The following is a 20,900-nucleotide window of genomic DNA, read 5'->3' on the forward strand; positions in this document are numbered from 1 at the left end:
TATGCGCCGGATATTATCCGTATTACTCGAAAATGAATCAGGCGCGTTATCCCGCGTGATCGGCCTCTTTTCCCAACGGGGCTATAACATTGAAAGCCTGACCGTTGCGCCAACCGACGATCCGACATTATCGCGTATGACTATCCAGACCGTGGGCGATGAAAAAGTGTTGGAGCAGATTGAAAAGCAATTACACAAGCTGGTCGATGTGCTGCGTGTTAGCGAACTGGGGCAGGGGGCGCATGTTGAGCGGGAAATCATGCTGGTGAAAATTCAGGCCAGTGGCTACGGACGTGATGAAGTGAAGCGAAATACGGAAATATTCCGTGGGCAAATCATTGATGTCACGCCATCGCTTTATACCGTTCAATTGGCGGGAACCAGCGATAAGCTTGATGCATTTTTAGCATCGATTCGCGATGTGGCGAAAATTGTGGAGGTCGCTCGTTCCGGCGTAGTAGGACTTTCGCGCGGCGATAAAATAATGCGTTGAGAATGATCTCAATGCGCAATTTACAGCCCAACATGTCACGTTGGGCTTTTTTTGCGAATTCAGTGGGAACCTGGAATAAAAGCAGTTGCCGCAGTTAATTTTCTGCGCTTAGATGTTAATGAATTTAACCCATGCCAGTACAATGGGTATGGTTTTTACATTTTACTCAAGGGGCAATTGTGAAACTGGATGAAATCGCTCGGCTGGCGGGAGTGTCGCGGACCACTGCAAGCTATGTTATTAACGGCAAAGCGAAGCAATACCGTGTGAGCGACAAAACCGTTGAAAAAGTCATGGCAGTGGTGCGTGAGCACAATTACCACCCAAATGCCGTGGCTGCTGGGCTTCGTGCTGGACGCACACGTTCGATTGGTCTTGTGATCCCCGATCTGGAGAACACAAGTTACACCCGTATCGCTAATTATCTTGAACGTCAGGCGCGGCAACGGGGTTATCAACTACTGATTGCTTGTTCCGAAGATCAGCCAGACAACGAAATGCGCTGTATTGAGCATCTTTTGCAGCGCCAGGTCGATGCCATCATTGTTTCGACGTCGCTGCCGCCGGAGCATCCTTTTTATCAACGCTGGGCTAACGACCCGTTCCCGATTGTCGCGCTGGACCGCGCCCTCGATCGTGAACACTTCACCAGCGTTGTGGGTGCCGACCAGGATGATGCAGAAATGCTGGCCGAAGAGTTACGTAAGTTTCCTGCTGAGACGGTGCTTTATCTTGGCGCGTTGCCGGAGCTTTCTGTCAGCTTCCTGCGCGAGCAGGGTTTCCGTACCGCCTGGAAAGATGATCCACGCGAAGTGCATTTCCTTTATGCCAACAGTTATGAGCGGGAAACCGCTGCCCAGTTATTCGAAAAATGGCTGGAAACGCATCCGATGCCGCAGGCGCTGTTCACCACCTCATTTGCGTTGTTGCAAGGCGTTATGGATGTCACGCTGCGCCGCGATGGCAAACTGCCTTCTGATTTGGCAATTGCGACCTTTGGTGACAACGAATTGCTCGACTTCTTACAGTGTCCGGTACTGGCGGTAGCCCAGCGTCATCGCGATGTTGCGGAACGCGTACTGGAGATTGTGCTCGCCAGTCTGGACGAACCGCGCAAACCAAAACCAGGCTTAACACGCATTAAACGTAATCTTTATCGTCGTGGTGTACTAAGCCGTAGATAAACATTACGAAAAGATGCGCCAGTGGATTTTACCTCTGGCGCATTGAGTACGTAATTGGACATCGATATCCATAATGTAAATAAGACTATTCTGGACAATTATCCATAAGCCCTCCTGAATATCCTGCCAATTAACTCCATTCGCTGCGTTGAATGATAATTAACTCGTAACGGTAGATTGCAATTGCATTATTTTGTTACAAGCAAATCGGCAATTGCCGATTAAACAAACACTTTTCTAAACTTTTGTTCAAAGTCGCTGGCATCAGGCATGGCGCACGTGCAACAGGGACTGTTATCCGGGGGAGATATGTCCTAAAATGCCGCTCGCGTCGCAAACTGACACTTTATATTTCCATTAAGGAAAATTGAGTCGTTTTTAAAACGGTAATGATGAATGGGATTTTTTCTTACAACTATTCATGACGTTAATTTGCTTCGTTTGTTGGGCGATTTTTAAACAATGCAGATATTAGCCGTAAACATTGGGTTTTTTGCTTCGGTAAGGAATGTTCCTGGCTTGACAAGCTTTTCCTCCGCTCCGTAAACTCCTTTTAGTGGGAATTTGTGGGATAAAGTGGTAATCGGGGGGAGACTGGCATGTTCCGGGGAGCAACGTTAGTCAATCTCGACAGTAAAGGGCGCTTATCGGTGCCTACCCGTTATCGGGAAGAACTGCTCGGGAGCGCTGCCGGTCAAATGGTGTGTACCATTGACATTCATCACCCGTGCCTGCTGCTTTACCCCCTTCCTGAATGGGAAATTATCGAGCACAAATTATCGCGTCTTTCGAGCATGAACCCTGTTGAACGTCGTGTTCAACGCCTTCTGTTAGGGCATGCCAGTGAGTGTCAGCTGGATAGCGCAGGTCGATTATTAATCGCGCCTGTGTTGCGGCAGCATGCCGGGCTGACGAAAGAAGTGATGCTGGTCGGGCAGTTCAATAAGTTCGAACTGTGGGATGAAACGACCTGGCATCAACAGGTCAGGGAAGATATCGACGCTGAACAGTCTGTTACCGAAAACTTGTCGGAGCGACTGCAGGACTTGTCTCTATAAAATGATGGAAAACTATAAACATACCACGGTACTGCTGGACGAAGCCGTAAATGGCCTCAATATCCGTCCTGACGGTATCTACATTGATGGAACTTTTGGTCGCGGTGGTCACTCACGTCTGATTCTTTCGCAACTTGGCGAAACGGGACGCTTGTTGGCAATCGATCGCGACCCGCAGGCTATTGCCGTCGCGAAGACTATTGATGATCCGCGCTTCTCCATCATTCATGGACCTTTCTCTGCGCTGGGCGAATATGTCGCCGAGCGCGATCTTATCGGTAAGATCGACGGCATTCTGCTCGATCTTGGCGTCTCTTCACCACAACTCGATGATGCTGAACGCGGTTTTTCCTTTATGCGCGATGGCCCGTTGGACATGCGTATGGACCCGACGCGCGGTCAGTCTGCCGCCGAATGGCTACAAACCGCAGAAGAATCCGATATTGCCTGGGTATTAAAAACCTATGGCGAAGAGCGTTTTGCTAAACGTATTGCACGCGCCATTGTCGAGCGTAACCGCGAACAGCCGATGACCCGCACTAAAGAACTGGCAGACGTCGTTGCTGCGGCAACGCCGGTGAAAGACAAATTCAAACATCCCGCGACCCGTACCTTCCAGGCGGTGCGCATTTGGGTGAACAGTGAACTGGAGGAGATAGAGCAGGCGCTAAAAAGCTCGCTTAACGTGCTGGCCCCAGGCGGGCGGCTTTCGATCATCAGTTTTCATTCGCTGGAAGATCGTATTGTGAAACGCTTTATGCGTGAAAACAGTCGCGGTCCACAAGTTCCGGCAGGGTTACCGATGACTGAAGAGCAGCTCAAAAAACTGGGTGGCCGTCAGTTGCGAGCACTAGGTAAGTTGATGCCGGGCGAAGAAGAGGTGGCAGAGAACCCTCGTGCCCGTAGTTCAGTTCTGCGTATTGCAGAGAGGACGAACGCATGATCAGCAGAGTGACAGAAGCCCTCAGCAAAGTTAAAGGATCGATGGGAAGCCACGAGCGCCATGCCTTGCCTGGCGTTATCGGTGACGATCTTTTGCGGTTTGGGAAGCTGCCGCTCTGCTTGTTCATTTGCATTATTTTGACGGCGGTGACTGTGGTGACCACGGCGCACCATACCCGTTTGCTCACCGCTCAGCGCGAACAACTGGTGCTGGAGCGAGACGCTTTAGACATTGAATGGCGCAACCTCATTCTTGAAGAGAATGCGCTCGGCGACCATAGCCGGGTGGAACGGATCGCCACGGAGAAGCTGCAAATGCAGCATGTTGATCCATCACAAGAAAATATCGTAGTGCAAAAATAAGGATAAACGCGACGCATGAAAGCAGCGGCGAAAACGCAGAAATCAAAACGTCAGGAAGAACATGCCAACTTTATCAGTTGGCGTTTTGCGTTGTTATGCGGCTGTATTTTATTGGCACTGGCTTTCCTGCTGGGGCGTGTTGCCTGGTTGCAGGTAATCTCCCCGGATATGCTGGTGAAAGAGGGCGACATGCGCTCTCTTCGCGTTCAGCAAGTCTCTACCTCCCGCGGCATGATTACCGACCGTTCTGGTCGCCCGTTAGCAGTGAGTGTGCCAGTAAAAGCGATCTGGGCCGACCCGAAAGAAGTGCATGAAGCTGGTGGCATCAGCGTCGGTGACCGCTGGAAGGCGCTGGCTAACGCGCTCAATATTCCGCTGGATCAACTTTCCGCCCGTATTAATGCTAACCCGAAAGGGCGCTTTATCTATCTGGCGCGTCAGGTTAACCCTGACATGGCGGACTACATCAAAAAACTGAAGCTGCCGGGGATTCATCTGCGCGAAGAATCTCGCCGTTACTACCCGTCTGGCGAAGTGACCGCTCACCTCATTGGCTTTACCAACGTTGATAGCCAGGGGATTGAGGGTGTCGAGAAAAGTTTTGATAAATGGCTTACCGGGCAACCGGGCGAACGTATTGTGCGTAAAGACCGCTATGGACGTGTAATCGAAGATATTTCTTCTACCGACAGCCAGGCGGCGCACAACCTGGCGTTGAGTATTGATGAACGCCTGCAGGCGCTGGTTTATCGCGAACTGAACAACGCCGTGGCCTTTAACAAGGCTGAATCCGGCAGCGCCGTGCTGGTGGATGTCAACACCGGCGAAGTGCTGGCGATGGCCAACAGCCCGTCTTACAACCCCAACAATCTGAGTGGCACGCCAAAAGAGGCGATGCGTAACCGTACCATTACCGACGTGTTTGAACCGGGCTCTACTGTCAAACCGATGGTGGTGATGACCGCGTTGCAACGTGGTGTGGTGCGGGAAAACTCGGTGCTTAATACCGTGCCTTATCGAATTAACGGCCACGAAATTAAAGACGTGGCGCGCTATAGCGAATTAACCCTGACCGGGGTATTACAGAAGTCGAGTAACGTCGGTGTTTCCAAGCTGGCGTTAGCGATGCCGTCCTCAGCGTTAGTAGATACTTACTCACGTTTTGGGTTGGGAAAAGCGACCAATTTGGGGTTGGTCGGAGAACGCAGTGGCTTATATCCTCAAAAACAACGGTGGTCTGACATAGAGAGGGCCACCTTCTCTTTCGGCTACGGGCTAATGGTAACACCGTTACAGTTAGCGCGAGTCTACGCAACCATCGGCAGCTATGGCATCTATCGCCCGCTGTCGATTACCAAGGTTGATCCCCCGGTTCCCGGTGAACGTGTCTTCCCGGAATCCATTGTTCGCACCGTGGTGCATATGATGGAAAGCGTGGCACTACCGGGCGGCGGTGGCGTGAAGGCGGCGATTAAAGGCTATCGTATCGCCATTAAAACCGGTACCGCGAAAAAGGTCGGGCCGGATGGTCGCTACATCAATAAATATATTGCTTATACCGCAGGCGTTGCGCCTGCGAGTCAGCCGCGCTTCGCGCTGGTTGTTGTTATCAACGATCCGCAGGCGGGTAAATACTACGGCGGCGCCGTTTCCGCGCCGGTCTTTGGTGCCATCATGGGCGGCGTATTGCGCACCATGAACATCGAACCGGATGCGCTGACAACGGGTGATAAAAACGAATTTGTGATTAATCAAGGCGAGGGGACAGGTGGCAGATCGTAATTTGCGCGACCTTCTTGCTCCGTGGGTGCCAAACGCACCTTCGCGAGCACTGCGAGAGATGACACTCGACAGCCGTGTGGCTGCGTCGGGCGATCTTTTTGTAGCTGTAGTAGGTCATCTGGCGGACGGGCGTCGATATATCCCGCAGGCGATAGCGCAAGGTGTGGCTGCCATTATTGCAGAGGCAAAAGATGAGGCGACCGATGGTGAAATCCGTGAAATGCACGGCGTACCGGTCATCTATCTCTGCCAGCTCAATGAGCGTTTATCAGCGATGGCGGGCCGCTTTTACCATGAACCCTCTGACAATTTACGTCTCGTGGGCGTAACGGGTACCAACGGCAAAACCACCACTACCCAGCTTCTGGCGCAGTGGAGTCAGTTGCTTGGTGAAACCAGCGCGGTGATGGGTACCGTAGGTAACGGCCTGCTGGGTAAAGTTATTCCGACGGAAAACACGACCGGTTCGGCAGTCGACGTTCAGCATGAGCTGGCGGGGCTGGTGGATCAGGGCGCGACTTTTTGCGCAATGGAAGTTTCCTCCCACGGGCTGGTACAGCACCGTGTGGCGGCATTGAAATTTGCGGCGTCGGTCTTTACCAACTTAAGCCGCGATCACCTTGATTATCATGGTGATATGGAACATTACGAAGCCGCAAAATGGCTGCTTTATTCTGAACATCATTGCGGTCAGGCGATAGTCAACGCCGATGACGAAGTAGGCCGTCGCTGGCTGGCAAAACTGCCGGATGCAGTTGCGGTGTCGATGGAAGACCATATCAATCTGAACTGTCATGGCCGCTGGTTGAAAGCGACCGACGTGAACTATCACGACAGCGGCGCAACCATTCGCTTTAGTTCAAGCTGGGGCGATGGGGAAATTGAAAGCCATCTGATGGGCGCTTTTAACGTCAGCAACCTGCTGCTCGCGCTGGCGACGCTGCTGGCACTGGGGTATCCGCTGGCTGACCTGCTGAAAACCGCCGCGCGTCTGCAACCGGTTTGCGGACGTATGGAAGTGTTTACTGCACCGGGCAAACCGACGGTGGTTGTGGATTACGCTCACACCCCGGATGCACTGGAAAAAGCCTTGCAGGCTGCACGACTTCACTGTGCAGGCAAGCTGTGGTGCGTCTTCGGCTGTGGCGGCGATCGTGATAAAGGCAAGCGTCCACTGATGGGGGCGATTGCTGAAGAGTTTGCCGACGTGGCGGTAGTAACTGACGATAACCCGCGTACCGAAGAACCGCGCGCCATCATCAACGATATTCTGGCGGGAATGTTAGATGCCGGACATGCCAAAGTGATGGAAGGCCGCGCCGAAGCGGTGACTTGCGCCGTTATGCAGGCTAAAGAGAACGATGTGGTGCTGGTCGCGGGCAAAGGCCATGAAGATTACCAGATTGTTGGCAATCAGCGCCTGGACTACTCCGATCGCGTCACGGTAGCGCGTCTGCTGGGGGTGATCGCATGATTAGCGTAACCCTTAGCCAACTTACCGATATTCTCAACGGTGAACTAAAAGGGGCGGATATCACCCTGGATGCCGTAACGACTGACACGCGGAAACTGACGCCAGGCTGTCTGTTTGTTGCCCTGAAAGGCGAACGTTTCGATGCCCACGACTTTGCCGACCAGGCGAAAGCTGGGGGCGCAGGCGCGCTCTTGGTCAGCCGTCCACTGGATATCGACCTGCCGCAGTTAATCGTTAAAGACACGCGTCTGGCATTTGGTGAACTGGCTGCATGGGTTCGCCAGCAAGTTCCGGCGCGCGTGGTTGCTCTGACCGGTTCCTCCGGTAAAACCTCCGTTAAAGAGATGACTGCGGCGATTTTAAGCCAGTGCGGCAATACGCTTTATACCGCGGGCAATCTCAACAACGACATCGGCGTGCCAATGACGCTGCTGCGCTTAACGCCGGAATACGATTACGCAGTTATTGAACTTGGCGCGAACCATCAGGGCGAAATTGCCTGGACTGTGAGTCTGACTCGCCCGGAAGCGGCGCTGGTCAACAACCTGGCGGCGGCGCATCTGGAAGGTTTCGGCTCGCTTGCTGGTGTCGCGAAAGCGAAAGGCGAAATCTTTACCGGCCTGCCGGAAAACGGTATCGCCATTATGAATGCCGACAACAACGACTGGCTGAACTGGCAGAGCGTAATTGGCTCACGCAAAGTGTGGCGTTTCTCACCGAATGCCGCCAACAGCGATTTCACCGCCACCAATATCCATGTGACTTCGCACGGTACGGAATTTACGCTACAAACCCCAACGGGTAGCGTCGATGTTCTGCTGCCGTTGCCGGGGCGTCACAATATTGCGAATGCGCTGGCAGCCGCCGCGCTCTCCATGTCCGTGGGCGCAACGCTTGATGCTATCAAAGCGGGGCTGGCGAATCTGAAAGCCGTTCCCGGGCGTCTGTTCCCGATTCAACTGGCGGAAAACCAGTTGTTGCTCGACGACTCCTACAACGCCAATGTCGGTTCAATGACCGCAGCAGTCCAGGTACTGGCTGAAATGCCTGGCTACCGCGTGCTGGTGGTGGGCGATATGGCGGAACTGGGCGCTGAAAGCGAAGCCTGCCATGTACAGGTGGGCGAAGCGGCGAAGGCGGCTGGTATTGACCGCGTGTTAAGCGTGGGTAAACAAAGCCATGCTATCAGCACCGCCAGCGGCGTTGGCGAACATTTTGCTGATAAATCCGCGTTAATTGCGCTTCTTAAATCACTGATTGCAGAGCAACAGGTGATTACGATTTTAGTTAAGGGTTCACGTAGTGCCGCCATGGAAGAGGTGGTACGCGCTTTACAGGAGAATGGGACATGCTAGTTTGGCTGGCCGAACATTTGGTCAAATATTATTCCGGCTTTAACGTCTTTTCCTATCTGACGTTTCGCGCCATCGTCAGCCTGCTGACCGCGCTGTTTATCTCATTGTGGATGGGCCCGCGTATGATTGCCCATTTGCAAAAACTCTCCTTTGGTCAGGTCGTTCGTAACGATGGCCCGGAATCGCACTTTAGTAAGCGCGGTACGCCGACTATGGGCGGGATTATGATCCTGACAGCGATTGTGATCTCCGTACTGCTGTGGGCTTATCCCGCTAACCCATATGTCTGGTGCGTGCTTGTGGTGCTGGTGGGTTACGGCATCATTGGTTTTGTCGACGACTATCGCAAAGTGGTGCGTAAAGACACCAAGGGCCTGATTGCGCGCTGGAAGTATTTCTGGATGTCGGTGATCGCGCTGGGCGTCGCCTTTGCGCTGTATCTTGCGGGGAAAGACACGCCAGCAACGCAGCTGGTGGTGCCGTTCTTTAAAGATGTGATGCCGCAGCTGGGGCTGTTCTACATCCTGCTGGCTTACTTCGTCATTGTTGGTACCGGTAACGCGGTAAACCTGACCGATGGCCTCGACGGGCTGGCGATTATGCCGACCGTATTTGTCGCCGGTGGTTTTGCGCTGGTGGCGTGGGCAACCGGCAACATGAACTTTGCCAGCTACTTGCATATACCGTATCTGCGGCACGCCGGGGAACTGGTTATTGTCTGCACCGCGATAGTCGGGGCAGGGCTGGGCTTCTTGTGGTTTAACACCTATCCGGCGCAGGTCTTTATGGGCGATGTCGGTTCGCTGGCATTAGGCGGCGCGCTGGGCATTATCGCTGTGCTGCTGCGTCAGGAATTCCTGCTGGTGATTATGGGCGGTGTGTTTGTGGTTGAAACCCTGTCGGTTATTTTGCAGGTCGGCTCCTTTAAACTGCGCGGGCAACGTATTTTCCGCATGGCGCCGATTCATCACCACTATGAACTGAAAGGTTGGCCGGAACCGCGCGTCATTGTGCGCTTCTGGATTATTTCGCTGATGCTGGTCCTGATTGGTCTGGCAACGCTGAAGGTACGTTAATCATGGCTGATTACCAGGGTAAAAATGTCGTTATTATCGGCCTGGGCCTCACCGGGCTTTCCTGCGTGGACTTTTTCCTTGCTCGCGGCGTGACGCCGCGCGTTATGGATACACGTATGACACCGCCTGGCCTGGATAAATTACCCGAAGCGGTGGAACGTCACACTGGCGGTCTTAATGACGCGTGGCTGATGGCAGCCGATCTGATCGTCGCCAGCCCTGGTATTGCGCTGGCGCATCCATCTTTAAGCGCCGCTGCCGATGCCGGAATTGAAATTGTTGGCGATATCGAACTGTTCTGCCGCGAAGCGCAGGCACCGATTGTGGCGATCACCGGTTCTAACGGCAAAAGCACTGTCACCACCTTAGTGGGCGAAATGGCGAAAGCGGCAGGTGTTAACGTCGGCGTGGGGGGTAACATTGGCCTGCCTGCGTTGATGTTGCTGGATGCCGAGTGCGAACTGTACGTGCTGGAACTGTCGAGCTTCCAGCTGGAAACCACCTCCAGCTTACAGGCGGTGGCGGCGACCATTCTGAACGTGACTGAAGATCATATGGATCGCTATCCGTTTGGATTGCAGCAATATCGTGCGGCAAAACTGCGCATTTACGAAAATGCGAAAGTTTGTGTCGTCAATGCCGATGATGCCTTAACGATGCCGGTTCGCGGTGCGGATGAACGCTGCGTCAGCTTTGGCGTCAACATGGGTGACTATCACCTGAATCATCAGCAGGGCGAAACCTGGCTGCGGGTGAAAGGCGAGAAAGTGTTGAACGTGAAAGAGATGAAACTTTCCGGGCAACACAACTATACCAATGCGCTGGCAGCGCTGGCGCTGGCTGATGCCGCAGGGTTACCGCGCGCCAGCAGCCTGAAAGCGTTAACCACGTTCACTGGTCTGCCGCATCGTTTTGAAGTGGTGCTGGAGCATAACGGCGTGCGCTGGATTAACGATTCGAAAGCCACCAACGTCGGGAGTACAGAGGCGGCGCTGAACGGCTTGCAGGTAGACGGTACGCTGCATTTATTGCTGGGCGGTGATGGCAAATCGGCGGATTTCAGTCCACTGGCGCGCTATCTGAATGGCGACAACGTGCGTTTGTACTGTTTTGGTCGTGATGGCGCCCAGTTAGCGGCGCTGCGCCCGGAAGTGGCAGAGCAAACCGAAACCATGGAGCAGGCGATGCTCTTGCTGGCGCCACGCGTGCAGCCAGGGGATATGGTGCTGTTGTCACCAGCCTGTGCCAGCCTCGATCAGTTCAAGAACTTTGAACAACGGGGCAATGAGTTCGCCCGTCTGGCGAAGGAGTTAGGTTGATGCGTTTATCTCTCCCTCGCCTGAAAATGCCGCGCCTGCCAGGACTCAGTATCCTGGTCTGGATCTCCACGGCGCTTAAAGGCTGGGTGATGGGCTCGCGGGAAAAAGATACCGACAGCCTGATCATGTACGATCGCACCTTGCTGTGGCTGACCTTCGGCCTCGCGGCGATCGGCTTTATCATGGTGACTTCGGCGTCAATGCCCATTGGGCAGCGCTTAACCAACGATCCGTTTTTCTTCGCGAAGCGTGATGGCGTCTATCTGATCCTGGCATTCATTCTGGCGATCATTACGCTGCGTCTGCCGATGGAGTTCTGGCAACGTTACAGCGCCACGATGCTGCTTGGATCAATCATCCTGCTGATGATCGTGCTGGTGGTAGGTAGCTCAGTTAAAGGGGCATCACGTTGGATCGATCTCGGCCTGCTGCGTATTCAGCCTGCGGAGTTGACCAAGCTGTCGCTGTTTTGTTACATCGCCAACTATCTGGTGCGCAAAGGCGACGAAGTACGTAACAACCTGCGCGGCTTCCTGAAACCGATGGGCGTAATTCTGGTGCTGGCAGTGTTACTGCTGGCACAGCCAGACCTTGGTACAGTAGTCGTATTGTTCGTCACCACACTGGCGATGCTGTTCCTGGCGGGGGCAAAATTGTGGCAGTTCATTGCCATTATCGGCATGGGGATTTCAGCGGTCGTGCTGCTGATCCTCGCCGAACCGTACCGTATCCGCCGTGTTACTGCGTTCTGGAACCCGTGGGAAGATCCCTTCGGTAGCGGCTATCAGTTAACGCAATCCCTGATGGCGTTTGGTCGTGGCGAATTGTGGGGGCAAGGTTTAGGCAATTCGGTACAAAAACTGGAGTATCTGCCAGAAGCTCACACTGACTTCATTTTCGCCATTATCGGCGAAGAACTGGGGTATATCGGTGTGGTGCTGGCGCTTTTAATGGTATTCTTCGTCGCTTTTCGCGCGATGTCGATTGGCCGTAAAGCGTTAGAAATTGACCACCGTTTTTCCGGTTTTCTCGCCTGTTCAATTGGTATCTGGTTTAGCTTCCAGGCGCTGGTTAACGTAGGCGCGGCAGCGGGGATGTTGCCAACTAAAGGTCTGACATTGCCGCTGATCAGTTACGGTGGTTCGAGCTTACTGATTATGTCGACAGCCATCATGATGCTGTTACGTATTGATTATGAAACACGTCTGGAGAAAGCGCAGGCGTTTGTACGAGGTTCTCGATGAGTGGTAAAGGGAAGCGATTAATGGTGATGGCAGGCGGTACTGGCGGGCACGTGTTCCCGGGACTGGCTGTTGCGCACCATTTAATGGCCCAGGGGTGGCAAGTTCGCTGGCTGGGTACTGCCGATCGTATGGAAGCGGACTTAGTGCCGAAGCACGGTATCGAGATCGACTTTATTCGTATTTCTGGTCTGCGCGGCAAGGGTATTAAAGCGTTGCTCGCGGCTCCGCTGCGGATATTTAACGCCTGGCGTCAGGCGCGGGCGATTATGAAAGCTTACAAGCCCGATGTGGTGCTCGGTATGGGCGGCTATGTTTCCGGGCCTGGTGGTCTGGCAGCATGGTCGTTAGGCATTCCGGTCGTACTTCACGAACAAAACGGCATTGCTGGCTTGACCAATAAATGGCTGGCGAAAATTGCTACCAAAGTGATGCAGGCGTTTCCGGGGGCTTTCCCTGATGCCGAAGTTGTTGGTAACCCGGTGCGTACTGATGTGCTGGCGCTGCCGTTGCCACAGCAGCGTATGGCTGGTCGTGAAGGTCCGGTTCGTGTTCTGGTTGTGGGTGGTTCCCAGGGAGCGCGCATCCTTAACCAGACAATGCCGCAGGTTGCAGCAAAGCTGGGTGATTCAGTCACTATCTGGCATCAGAGCGGCAAAGGTTCGCAACAAACCGTTGAACAGGCTTATGCCGAAGCGGGGCAACCGCAGCATAAAGTGACGGAATTTATTGATGATATGGCGGCGGCCTATGCGTGGGCGGATGTCGTCGTTTGCCGTTCTGGCGCGTTGACGGTGAGTGAAATCGCTGCGGCAGGGCTACCTGCGTTGTTTGTGCCGTTTCAACATAAAGACCGCCAACAGTACTGGAATGCGCTGCCGCTGGAAAAAGCGGGCGCAGCCAAAATTATCGAGCAGCCGCAGCTTACTGTGGATGCCGTCGCCAACACCCTGGCCGGGTGGTCGCGAGAAACCTTATTAACCATGGCAGAACGCGCCCGAGCTGCATCCATTCCGGATGCCACCGAGCGAGTGGCAAATGAAGTGAGCCGGGCTGCCCGGGCGTAATCGTAGCGATGCCTTTTGCATCGTATGAATTTGAGAAGTTAATGGCGTAAAGAATGAATACACAACAATTGGCAAAACTGCGTTCCATCGTGCCTGAAATGCGTCGCGTTCGGCACATACACTTTGTCGGCATCGGTGGTGCCGGTATGGGCGGTATTGCCGAAGTTCTGGCCAATGAAGGGTATCAGATCAGTGGTTCCGATTTAGCGCCAAACCCAGTCACGCAACAGCTAATGAACCTGGGAGCGACGATTTACTTCAACCATCGCCCGGAAAACGTGCGTGATGCCAGTGTGGTCGTAGTTTCCAGCGCGATTTCTGCCGATAACCCGGAAATTGTTGCCGCTCATGAGGCACGTATTCCGGTTATTCGTCGTGCTGAAATGCTGGCTGAGTTAATGCGTTTTCGTCATGGCATCGCCATTGCCGGGACGCATGGCAAAACCACAACCACCGCGATGGTTTCCAGCATCTACGCAGAAGCGGGCCTCGACCCGACCTTCGTGAACGGTGGGCTGGTAAAAGCGGCGGGTGTTCATGCACGTTTAGGCCACGGTCGTTACCTGATTGCTGAAGCTGATGAAAGCGATGCGTCGTTCCTGCATCTGCAACCGATGGTAGCGATTGTCACTAATATCGAAGCCGACCATATGGATACCTACCAGGGCGACTTTGAGAATTTAAAACAGACTTTTATTAATTTTCTGCACAACCTGCCGTTTTACGGTCGTGCGGTGATGTGTGTTGACGATCCGGTAATTCGCGAATTGTTACCGCGTGTAGGCCGTCAAACCACCACTTACGGCTTCAGCGAAGATGCTGACGTGCGTGTGGAAGATTATCAGCAGATTGGCCCGCAGGGACACTTTACGCTGCTGCGTCAGGACAAAGAGCCAATGCGCGTTACACTGAATGCGCCAGGTCGTCACAATGCCCTGAATGCTGCCGCTGCCGTTGCGGTCGCCACGGAAGAGGGGATTGAAGACGAGGCTATTTTGCGTGCGCTGGAGAGTTTCCAGGGAACCGGACGCCGCTTTGATTTCCTTGGTGAATTTCCATTGGAACCTGTGAATGGTAAAAGCGGTACGGCAATGCTGGTTGATGACTATGGTCACCACCCGACCGAGGTGGACGCCACTATTAAAGCGGCGCGAGCAGGTTGGCCGGATAAAAACCTGGTGATGCTGTTTCAGCCGCACCGTTTCACCCGCACGCGCGACCTGTATGATGATTTTGCCAATGTGCTGACTCAGGTGGATACCCTGCTGATGCTGGAAGTGTATCCGGCAGGCGAAGCGCCTATTCCGGGAGCGGACAGTCGTTCGTTGTGTCGTACAATCCGTGGCCGTGGGAAAATTGATCCGATTCTGGTGCCGGACCCGGCGCAGGTGGCCGAGATGTTAGCACCAGTATTAACTGGTAACGACCTGATCCTCGTTCAGGGGGCAGGAAATATCGGAAAAATTGCCCGATCTTTAGCTGAAATCAAACTGAAGCCGCAAACTACAGAGGAAGAGCGACATGACTGATAAAATCGCGGTCCTGTTGGGCGGGACCTCCGCAGAGCGGGAAGTTTCTCTGAATTCTGGCGCGGCAGTGTTAGCTGGGCTGCGTGAAGGCGGTATTGACGCGTATCCTGTCGACCCGAAAGAAGTCGACGTAACGCAACTGAAGTCGATGGGCTTTCAGAAAGTGTTTATCGCTCTGCACGGTCGCGGTGGTGAAGATGGCACGCTGCAGGGTATGCTCGAGCTGATGGGCTTGCCTTATACCGGCAGTGGAGTGATGGCATCTGCGCTTTCAATGGATAAACTACGCAGCAAACTGCTTTGGCAGGGGGCTGGTTTACCGGTAGCGCCGTGGGTAGCATTAACCCGCGCAGAGTTTGAAAAAGGCATTAGTGATAAGCAGTTAGCAGAAATTTCTGCCTTAGGTTTGCCGCTTATCGTCAAGCCGAGCCGCGAAGGTTCCAGTGTGGGAATGTCAAAAGTAGTAGCAGAAAATGCTCTGCAAGATGCATTAAGATTGGCATTTCAGCACGATGAAGAAGTATTGATTGAAAAATGGCTAAGTGGGCCGGAGTTCACGGTTGCGATACTCGGTGAAGAAATTTTACCGTCAATACGTATTCAACCCGCTGGAACCTTCTATGATTATGAGGCGAAGTATCTCTCTGATGAGACACAGTATTTCTGCCCGGCAGGTTTAGAAGTGGCTCAAGAGGCAAATTTGCAGGCATTAGTGCTGAAAGCATGGACGACTTTAGGATGCAAAGGATGGGGACGTATAGACGTCATGCTGGACAGCGATGGACAGTTTTATCTGCTGGAAGCTAATACCTCACCGGGTATGACCAGTCACAGTCTGGTGCCGATGGCGGCACGTCAGGCGGGTATGAGCTTCTCGCAGTTGGTAGTACGAATTCTGGAACTGGCGGACTAATATGTCGCAGGCTGCTCTGAACACGCGAAACAGTGAAGAAGAGATTTCTTCTCACCGCAATAATGGAACGCGTCTGGCGGGGATCCTTTTCCTGCTGACCGTTTTAACGACAGTGTTGGTGAGCGGCTGGGTCGTGTTGGGCTGGATGGAAGATGCGCAACGCCTGCCGCTCTCAAAGCTGGTGTTGACCGGTGAACGCCATTACACGCGTAATGACGATATCCGGCAGTCGATCCTGGCATTGGGTGAGCCAGGTACCTTTATGACCCAGGATGTAAATATCATCCAGACGCAAATTGAACAACGCCTGCCGTGGATTAAGCAGGTGAGCGTCAGAAAGCAGTGGCCTGATGAATTGAAGATTCATCTGGTTGAATATGTGCCGATTGCGCGTTGGAATGATCAGCATATGGTTGACGCTGAAGGAAACACCTTCAGCGTTCCGCCAGATCGCACCAGCAAGCAGGTGCTCCCAATGTTGTATGGTCCGGAAGGCAGCGCAAATGAAGTGTTGCAGGGCTATCGCGAAATGGGGCAGATGCTGGCAAAGGACAGATTTACTCTGAAGGAAGCGGCGATGACCGCGCGGCGCTCCTGGCAGTTGACGCTGAATAACGATATTAAGCTCAATCTTGGCCGGGGCGATACGATGAAACGTTTGGCTCGCTTTGTAGAACTTTATCCGGTTTTACAGCAGCAGGCGCAAACCGATGGCAAACGGATTAGCTACGTTGATTTGCGTTATGACTCTGGTGCGGCAGTCGGCTGGGCGCCCTTGCCGCCAGAGGAATCTACTCAGCAACAAAATCAGGCACAGGCAGAACAACAATGATCAAGGCGACGGACAGAAAACTGGTAGTAGGACTGGAGATTGGTACCGCGAAGGTTGCCGCTTTAGTAGGGGAAGTTCTGCCCGACGGTATGGTCAATATCATTGGTGTGGGCAGCTGCCCGTCACGTGGTATGGATAAAGGCGGGGTGAACGACCTCGAATCCGTGGTCAAGTGCGTACAGCGCGCCATTGACCAGGCAGAATTGATGGCAGATTGTCAGATCTCTTCGGTATATCTGGCGCTTTCTGGTAAGCACATCAGCTGCCAGAATGAAATTGGTATGGTGCCTATTTCTGAAGAAGAAGTGACACAAGAAGATGTAGAAAATGTCGTCCATACCGCGAAATCGGTGCGCGTGCGTGATGAACATCGTGTGCTGCATGTGATCCCGCAAGAGTATGCGATTGACTATCAGGAAGGGATCAAAAATCCGGTAGGACTTTCTGGCGTGCGTATGCAGGCAAAAGTGCACCTGATCACATGTCACAACGATATGGCAAAAAACATTGTGAAAGCCGTTGAACGTTGTGGCCTGAAAGTTGACCAACTGATATTTGCCGGACTGGCATCAAGTTATTCGGTATTGACGGAAGACGAACGTGAACTGGGCGTCTGCGTCGTCGATATCGGTGGTGGTACAATGGATATCGCCGTTTATACTGGCGGGGCATTGCGTCACACCAAGGTAATTCCTTATGCTGGCAATGTCGTGACCAGTGATATCGCTTATGCCTTTGGCACACCGCCAAGCGACGCCGAAGCGATTAAAGTTCGTCATGGCTGCGCGCTGGGTTCCATCGTCGGTAAAGACGAGAGCGTGGAAGTGCCGAGTGTAGGTGGTCGTCCGCCGCGTAGTCTGCAACGTCAGACGCTGGCGGAGGTGATTGAGCCGCGCTATACCGAGCTGCTCAACCTGGTCAACGAAGAGATATTGCAGCTGCAGGAAAAGCTTCGCCAACAAGGCGTAAAGCATCACCTGGCTGCGGGTATTGTATTAACCGGTGGCGCGGCGCAGATCGAAGGTCTTGCCGCCTGCGCTCAACGCGTGTTTCATACGCAGGTGCGTATCGGCGCGCCGCTGAATATCACCGGTTTAACGGATTACGCTCAGGAGCCGTATTATTCAACGGCAGTGGGATTGCTTCATTACGGGAAAGAGTCACATCTTAACGGTGAAGCGGAAGTTGAAAAACGTGTTACAGCATCTGTTGGCTCGTGGATCAAGCGACTCAATAGTTGGCTGCGAAAAGAATTTTAATTTTTATGAGGCCGGCGGTGATTACGGCCTCAGGCGACAGGCACATATCGGAGAGAAACTATGTTTGAACCAATGGAACTTACCAACGACGCGGTGATTAAAGTCATCGGCGTCGGCGGCGGCGGCGGTAATGCTGTTGAACACATGGTGCGTGAGCGCATTGAAGGTGTTGAATTTTTCGCGGTAAATACCGATGCACAGGCGCTGCGTAAAACAGCGGTTGGGCAGACGATTCAGATCGGTAGTGGTATCACCAAAGGACTGGGAGCTGGCGCTAATCCAGAAGTTGGCCGTAATGCGGCTGATGAGGATCGTGATGCACTGCGTGCGGCGCTGGAAGGTGCAGACATGGTCTTTATTGCAGCGGGTATGGGCGGTGGTACCGGTACAGGTGCAGCGCCGGTTGTTGCTGAAGTGGCTAAAGATTTAGGTATTCTGACCGTTGCTGTTGTGACCAAGCCTTTCAACTTTGAAGGCAAGAAGCGTATGGCATTTGCGGAGCAGGGGATCACTGAATTATCCAAACATGTAGACTCACTGATCACAATCCCGAACGACAAACTGCTGAAAGTTCTGGGCCGCGGTATCTCCCTGCTGGACGCGTTTGGCGCAGCTAACGATGTGCTAAAAGGCGCTGTTCAGGGTATCGCCGAGCTGATTACTCGTCCGGGTCTGATGAACGTGGACTTTGCAGACGTACGTACTGTGATGTCTGAAATGGGCTACGCAATGATGGGTTCTGGCGTGGCGAGCGGTGAAGACCGTGCGGAAGAAGCGGCCGAAATGGCAATTTCTTCTCCGCTGCTGGAAGATATCGACCTGTCTGGCGCGCGCGGCGTGCTGGTTAACATCACTGCGGGCTTCGACCTGCGTCTGGATGAGTTCGAAACCGTAGGTAACACCATCCGTGCATTTGCTTCGGACAACGCGACTGTGGTTATCGGTACTTCTCTTGACCCGGATATGAACGATGAACTGCGTGTAACCGTGGTTGCTACAGGTATCGGTATGGACAAACGTCCTGAAATCACCCTCGTGACCAATAAGCAAGTTCAACAGCCAGTGATGGATCGCTACCAGCAGCATGGTATGGCGCCGCTGACGCAAGAGCAGAAGCCCGTGGCTAAAGTGGTGAACGACAATACGCCACAAACCGTGAAAGAGCCGGATTATCTGGATATCCCGGCATTCCTGCGTAAGCAAGCTGACTAAGAATTAGCTGGAATTTGGGTTGCGAGGCTCTTTGTGCTAAACTGGCCTGCCGAATGTATAGTACACTTCGGTTGGATAGATAATTTGGCGAGATAATACGATGATCAAACAAAGGACACTTAAACGTATCGTTCAGGCGACGGGTGTCGGTTTACATACCGGCAAGAAAGTCACCCTGACCTTACGCCCTGCGCCGGCCAACACCGGGGTCATCTATCGTCGCACCGACTTGAATCCACCGGTAGATTTCCCGGCCGATGCCAAATCTGTGCGTGATACCATGCTCTGTACGTGTCTGGTCAACGAGCATGATGTACGGATTTCAACTGTTGAGCACCTGAACGCAGCGCTCGCGGGCTTAGGCATCGATAACATTGTTATCGAAGTTAACGCGCCGGAAATCCCAATCATGGACGGCAGTGCCGCTCCGTTTGTTTACCTGCTGCTTGATGCTGGTATCGACGAGCTGAACTGCGCCAAGAAATTTGTTCGCATCAAAGAGACTGTTCGCGTCGAAGATGGCGATAAGTGGGCTGAATTCAAGCCGTACAATGGTTTTTCGCTGGACTTCACCATCGATTTCAACCATCCGGCAATCGATTCCAGCAATCAACGCTATGCGATGAACTTCTCTGCTGATGCGTTTATGCGCCAGATCAGCCGTGCGCGTACGTTTGGTTTCATGCGTGATATCGAATATCTGCAGTCCCGTGGCCTGTGCCTGGGCGGCAGCTTCGATTGTGCCATCGTTGTTGACGATTATCGCGTACTGAACGAAGACGGCCTGCGTTTTGAAGACGAGTTTGTGCGTCACAAAATGCTCGACGCGATCGGTGATTTGTTCATGTGTGGTCACAACATTATCGGCGCATTTACCGCTTATAAATCCGGTCATGCACTGAATAACAAACTGTTACAGGCTGTACTGGCGAAACAGGAAGCCTGGGAATATGTGACCTTCCAGGACGACGCAGAACTGCCGTTGGCCTTCAAAGCGCCTTCAGCCGTACTGGCATAACGACATCTATACTGTCGTATAAAATTCGACTGGCAAATCTGGCACTCTCTCCGGCCAGGTGACCCAGTCGTTTTTTTTTGAGTTTTTACAGTGTCGTAAGAAATCGGTGCGAACGCTGTTTTCTTAAGCACTTTTACGTGTTACTTATCTTGAATACTGCTGTGGACTTCTGGCTTTAATGATAAGATTTGTGCGCTAAAAACGTTGAATACGATCGGGATGGCAATAACGTGAGTGGAATACTGACGCGCTGGCGACAGTTAGGTAGACGCTACTTCTGGCCGCATCTCTTATTAGGGATGGTCGCGGCGAGTTTAGGTTTGCCTGCGCTCAGCAACGCCGCCGAGCCAAACGCGCCCGCAAAAGCGACAACGCGCAATCACGAGCCTTCCGCCAAAGTTAACTTTAGTCAGTTGGCCTTGCTGGAAGCAAACACACGCCGCCCGAACTCGAACTATTCCGTTGATTACTGGCATCAACATGCTATTCGCACGGTAATCCGCCATCTCTCCTTTGCAATGGCGCCGCAAACGCTGCCCGTTGCCGAGGAATCTTTACCGCTTCAGGCGCAACATCTTGCTTTACTGGATACGCTCAGCGCGCTGCTGACCCAGGAAGGCACGCGGTCTGAAAATGGTTATCGCATTGATTATGCGCATTTTACCCCTCAAGTAAACTTCAGCACGCCCGTCTGGATAAGCCAGGCGCAGGGCATCCGTGCTGGCCCTCAACGCCTCAGCTAACAACGAGAAACCTTTACTTCATTTTATTTACTCCGCAATG

At 53.1% G+C, this 20,900-nt stretch carries 20 protein-coding genes; all 20 read left to right on the forward strand.

The genetic code is table 11. The features are described 5' to 3' along the window. The first annotated feature begins 1 nt into the window (after position 1). Complete coding sequence (ilvN, locus tag FEK42_RS19820; RefSeq protein WP_001252744.1) at positions 2 to 493, forward strand: acetolactate synthase small subunit; 492 nt, start codon at positions 2 to 4, stop codon at positions 491 to 493. An 11-nt stretch (positions 494 to 504) separates the two neighbouring features. Continuing rightward, the gene (locus tag FEK42_RS19825) at positions 505 to 591 is read left to right on the forward strand and encodes a hypothetical protein (RefSeq protein WP_032160836.1); all 87 of its coding nucleotides are present in this window, start codon (positions 505 to 507) and stop codon (positions 589 to 591) included. A gap of 81 nt (positions 592 to 672) precedes the next feature. Beyond that, the gene (cra, locus tag FEK42_RS19830) at positions 673 to 1,677 is read left to right on the forward strand and encodes a catabolite repressor/activator (protein ID WP_064525210.1); all 1,005 of its coding nucleotides are present in this window, start codon (positions 673 to 675) and stop codon (positions 1,675 to 1,677) included. 599 nt (positions 1,678 to 2,276) lie between these two features. Further along, positions 2,277 to 2,735 carry a division/cell wall cluster transcriptional repressor MraZ gene (mraZ, locus tag FEK42_RS19835; protein ID WP_064525207.1) on the forward strand — a complete coding sequence of 153 codons (459 nt, stop codon included), beginning with the start codon at positions 2,277 to 2,279 and terminating at the stop codon, positions 2,733 to 2,735. Position 2,736: 1 nt separating this feature from the next. Further along, a complete protein-coding gene (rsmH, locus tag FEK42_RS19840) occupies positions 2,737 to 3,678 on the forward strand; it encodes a 16S rRNA (cytosine(1402)-N(4))-methyltransferase RsmH (RefSeq protein ID WP_135491909.1) in 942 nt (313 codons plus the stop codon). Beyond that, the gene (gene ftsL / locus FEK42_RS19845) at positions 3,675 to 4,040 is read left to right on the forward strand and encodes a cell division protein FtsL (RefSeq protein WP_000625658.1); all 366 of its coding nucleotides are present in this window, start codon (positions 3,675 to 3,677) and stop codon (positions 4,038 to 4,040) included. The genes rsmH and ftsL overlap by 4 nt, the downstream gene beginning before the upstream one ends. Positions 4,041 to 4,055: 15 nt before the next feature. Next, positions 4,056 to 5,822, forward strand: a complete 1,767-nt coding sequence (gene ftsI, locus FEK42_RS19850; RefSeq protein WP_138211933.1) for a peptidoglycan glycosyltransferase FtsI — start codon at positions 4,056 to 4,058, stop codon at positions 5,820 to 5,822. After that, positions 5,809 to 7,296 (forward strand): UDP-N-acetylmuramoyl-L-alanyl-D-glutamate--2,6-diaminopimelate ligase, encoded by a 1,488-nt coding sequence (gene murE / locus FEK42_RS19855; RefSeq protein WP_135491910.1) that lies wholly within the window; start codon positions 5,809 to 5,811, stop codon positions 7,294 to 7,296. The genes ftsI and murE overlap by 14 nt, the downstream gene beginning before the upstream one ends. After that, the gene (gene murF, locus FEK42_RS19860; protein ID WP_135491911.1) at positions 7,293 to 8,651 is read left to right on the forward strand and encodes a UDP-N-acetylmuramoyl-tripeptide--D-alanyl-D-alanine ligase; all 1,359 of its coding nucleotides are present in this window, start codon (positions 7,293 to 7,295) and stop codon (positions 8,649 to 8,651) included. The genes murE and murF overlap by 4 nt, the downstream gene beginning before the upstream one ends. Further along, the gene (mraY, locus tag FEK42_RS19865; RefSeq protein ID WP_094337176.1) at positions 8,645 to 9,727 is read left to right on the forward strand and encodes a phospho-N-acetylmuramoyl-pentapeptide-transferase; all 1,083 of its coding nucleotides are present in this window, start codon (positions 8,645 to 8,647) and stop codon (positions 9,725 to 9,727) included. The genes murF and mraY overlap by 7 nt, the downstream gene beginning before the upstream one ends. A gap of 2 nt (positions 9,728 to 9,729) precedes the next feature. Beyond that, positions 9,730 to 11,046, forward strand: a complete 1,317-nt coding sequence (gene murD / locus FEK42_RS19870) for a UDP-N-acetylmuramoyl-L-alanine--D-glutamate ligase (protein ID WP_131161247.1) — start codon at positions 9,730 to 9,732, stop codon at positions 11,044 to 11,046. Further along, on the forward strand, positions 11,046 to 12,290 hold the full coding sequence (ftsW, locus tag FEK42_RS19875) for a cell division protein FtsW (RefSeq protein ID WP_130204918.1): 1,245 nt from the start codon (positions 11,046 to 11,048) through the stop codon (positions 12,288 to 12,290). Before murD ends, ftsW begins: the two co-directional genes overlap by 1 nt. Next, the gene (gene murG / locus FEK42_RS19880) at positions 12,287 to 13,354 is read left to right on the forward strand and encodes an undecaprenyldiphospho-muramoylpentapeptide beta-N-acetylglucosaminyltransferase (protein ID WP_130204920.1); all 1,068 of its coding nucleotides are present in this window, start codon (positions 12,287 to 12,289) and stop codon (positions 13,352 to 13,354) included. Before ftsW ends, murG begins: the two co-directional genes overlap by 4 nt. Before the next feature lie 53 nt (positions 13,355 to 13,407). Then, positions 13,408 to 14,883, forward strand: a complete 1,476-nt coding sequence (murC, locus tag FEK42_RS19885) for a UDP-N-acetylmuramate--L-alanine ligase (RefSeq protein ID WP_135491913.1) — start codon at positions 13,408 to 13,410, stop codon at positions 14,881 to 14,883. Continuing rightward, positions 14,876 to 15,796, forward strand: a complete 921-nt coding sequence (ddlB, locus tag FEK42_RS19890; protein ID WP_135491914.1) for a D-alanine--D-alanine ligase — start codon at positions 14,876 to 14,878, stop codon at positions 15,794 to 15,796. The genes murC and ddlB overlap by 8 nt, the downstream gene beginning before the upstream one ends. A 1-nt stretch (position 15,797) precedes the next feature. After that, the gene (gene ftsQ, locus FEK42_RS19895) at positions 15,798 to 16,628 is read left to right on the forward strand and encodes a cell division protein FtsQ (protein ID WP_000075731.1); all 831 of its coding nucleotides are present in this window, start codon (positions 15,798 to 15,800) and stop codon (positions 16,626 to 16,628) included. After that, a complete protein-coding gene (gene ftsA, locus FEK42_RS19900) occupies positions 16,625 to 17,887 on the forward strand; it encodes a cell division protein FtsA (protein ID WP_000588474.1) in 1,263 nt (420 codons plus the stop codon). The genes ftsQ and ftsA overlap by 4 nt, the downstream gene beginning before the upstream one ends. Positions 17,888 to 17,947: 60 nt before the next feature. Continuing rightward, positions 17,948 to 19,099 (forward strand): cell division protein FtsZ, encoded by a 1,152-nt coding sequence (gene ftsZ, locus FEK42_RS19905; RefSeq protein ID WP_064525175.1) that lies wholly within the window; start codon positions 17,948 to 17,950, stop codon positions 19,097 to 19,099. A gap of 100 nt (positions 19,100 to 19,199) precedes the next feature. Then, positions 19,200 to 20,117, forward strand: a complete 918-nt coding sequence (gene lpxC / locus FEK42_RS19910; protein WP_000595482.1) for a UDP-3-O-acyl-N-acetylglucosamine deacetylase — start codon at positions 19,200 to 19,202, stop codon at positions 20,115 to 20,117. 230 nt (positions 20,118 to 20,347) lie between these two features. Further along, the gene (gene secM / locus FEK42_RS19915; protein ID WP_135491915.1) at positions 20,348 to 20,860 is read left to right on the forward strand and encodes a secA translation cis-regulator SecM; all 513 of its coding nucleotides are present in this window, start codon (positions 20,348 to 20,350) and stop codon (positions 20,858 to 20,860) included. The last annotated feature ends 40 nt before the right edge of the window (positions 20,861 to 20,900 follow it).

Origin of the sequence: Escherichia sp. E2748 (assembly GCF_005781125.1) — a bacterium.
In the GTDB taxonomy this organism is placed as follows: Bacteria; Pseudomonadota; Gammaproteobacteria; order Enterobacterales; family Enterobacteriaceae; genus Escherichia.

Excerpts from the sequence above, each read along its gene's own strand:
- ilvN (WP_001252744.1), top strand. The coding sequence starts at position 2 with ATGCGCCGGATATTATCCGTATTACTCGAAAATGAATCAGGCGCGTTA.
- FEK42_RS19825 (WP_032160836.1), top strand. The coding sequence starts at position 505 with ATGCGCAATTTACAGCCCAACATGTCACGTTGGGCTTTTTTTGCGAAT.
- mraZ (WP_064525207.1), top strand. The coding sequence starts at position 2,277 with ATGTTCCGGGGAGCAACGTTAGTCAATCTCGACAGTAAAGGGCGCTTA.
- rsmH (WP_135491909.1), top strand. The coding sequence starts at position 2,737 with ATGATGGAAAACTATAAACATACCACGGTACTGCTGGACGAAGCCGTA.
- ftsL (WP_000625658.1), top strand. The coding sequence starts at position 3,675 with ATGATCAGCAGAGTGACAGAAGCCCTCAGCAAAGTTAAAGGATCGATG.
- ftsI (WP_138211933.1), top strand. The coding sequence starts at position 4,056 with ATGAAAGCAGCGGCGAAAACGCAGAAATCAAAACGTCAGGAAGAACAT.
- murF (WP_135491911.1), top strand. The coding sequence starts at position 7,293 with ATGATTAGCGTAACCCTTAGCCAACTTACCGATATTCTCAACGGTGAA.
- mraY (WP_094337176.1), top strand. The coding sequence starts at position 8,645 with ATGCTAGTTTGGCTGGCCGAACATTTGGTCAAATATTATTCCGGCTTT.
- murD (WP_131161247.1), top strand. The coding sequence starts at position 9,730 with ATGGCTGATTACCAGGGTAAAAATGTCGTTATTATCGGCCTGGGCCTC.
- ftsW (WP_130204918.1), top strand. The coding sequence starts at position 11,046 with ATGCGTTTATCTCTCCCTCGCCTGAAAATGCCGCGCCTGCCAGGACTC.
- murG (WP_130204920.1), top strand. The coding sequence starts at position 12,287 with ATGAGTGGTAAAGGGAAGCGATTAATGGTGATGGCAGGCGGTACTGGC.
- murC (WP_135491913.1), top strand. The coding sequence starts at position 13,408 with ATGAATACACAACAATTGGCAAAACTGCGTTCCATCGTGCCTGAAATG.
- ddlB (WP_135491914.1), top strand. The coding sequence starts at position 14,876 with ATGACTGATAAAATCGCGGTCCTGTTGGGCGGGACCTCCGCAGAGCGG.
- ftsQ (WP_000075731.1), top strand. The coding sequence starts at position 15,798 with ATGTCGCAGGCTGCTCTGAACACGCGAAACAGTGAAGAAGAGATTTCT.
- ftsA (WP_000588474.1), top strand. The coding sequence starts at position 16,625 with ATGATCAAGGCGACGGACAGAAAACTGGTAGTAGGACTGGAGATTGGT.
- ftsZ (WP_064525175.1), top strand. The coding sequence starts at position 17,948 with ATGTTTGAACCAATGGAACTTACCAACGACGCGGTGATTAAAGTCATC.
- lpxC (WP_000595482.1), top strand. The coding sequence starts at position 19,200 with ATGATCAAACAAAGGACACTTAAACGTATCGTTCAGGCGACGGGTGTC.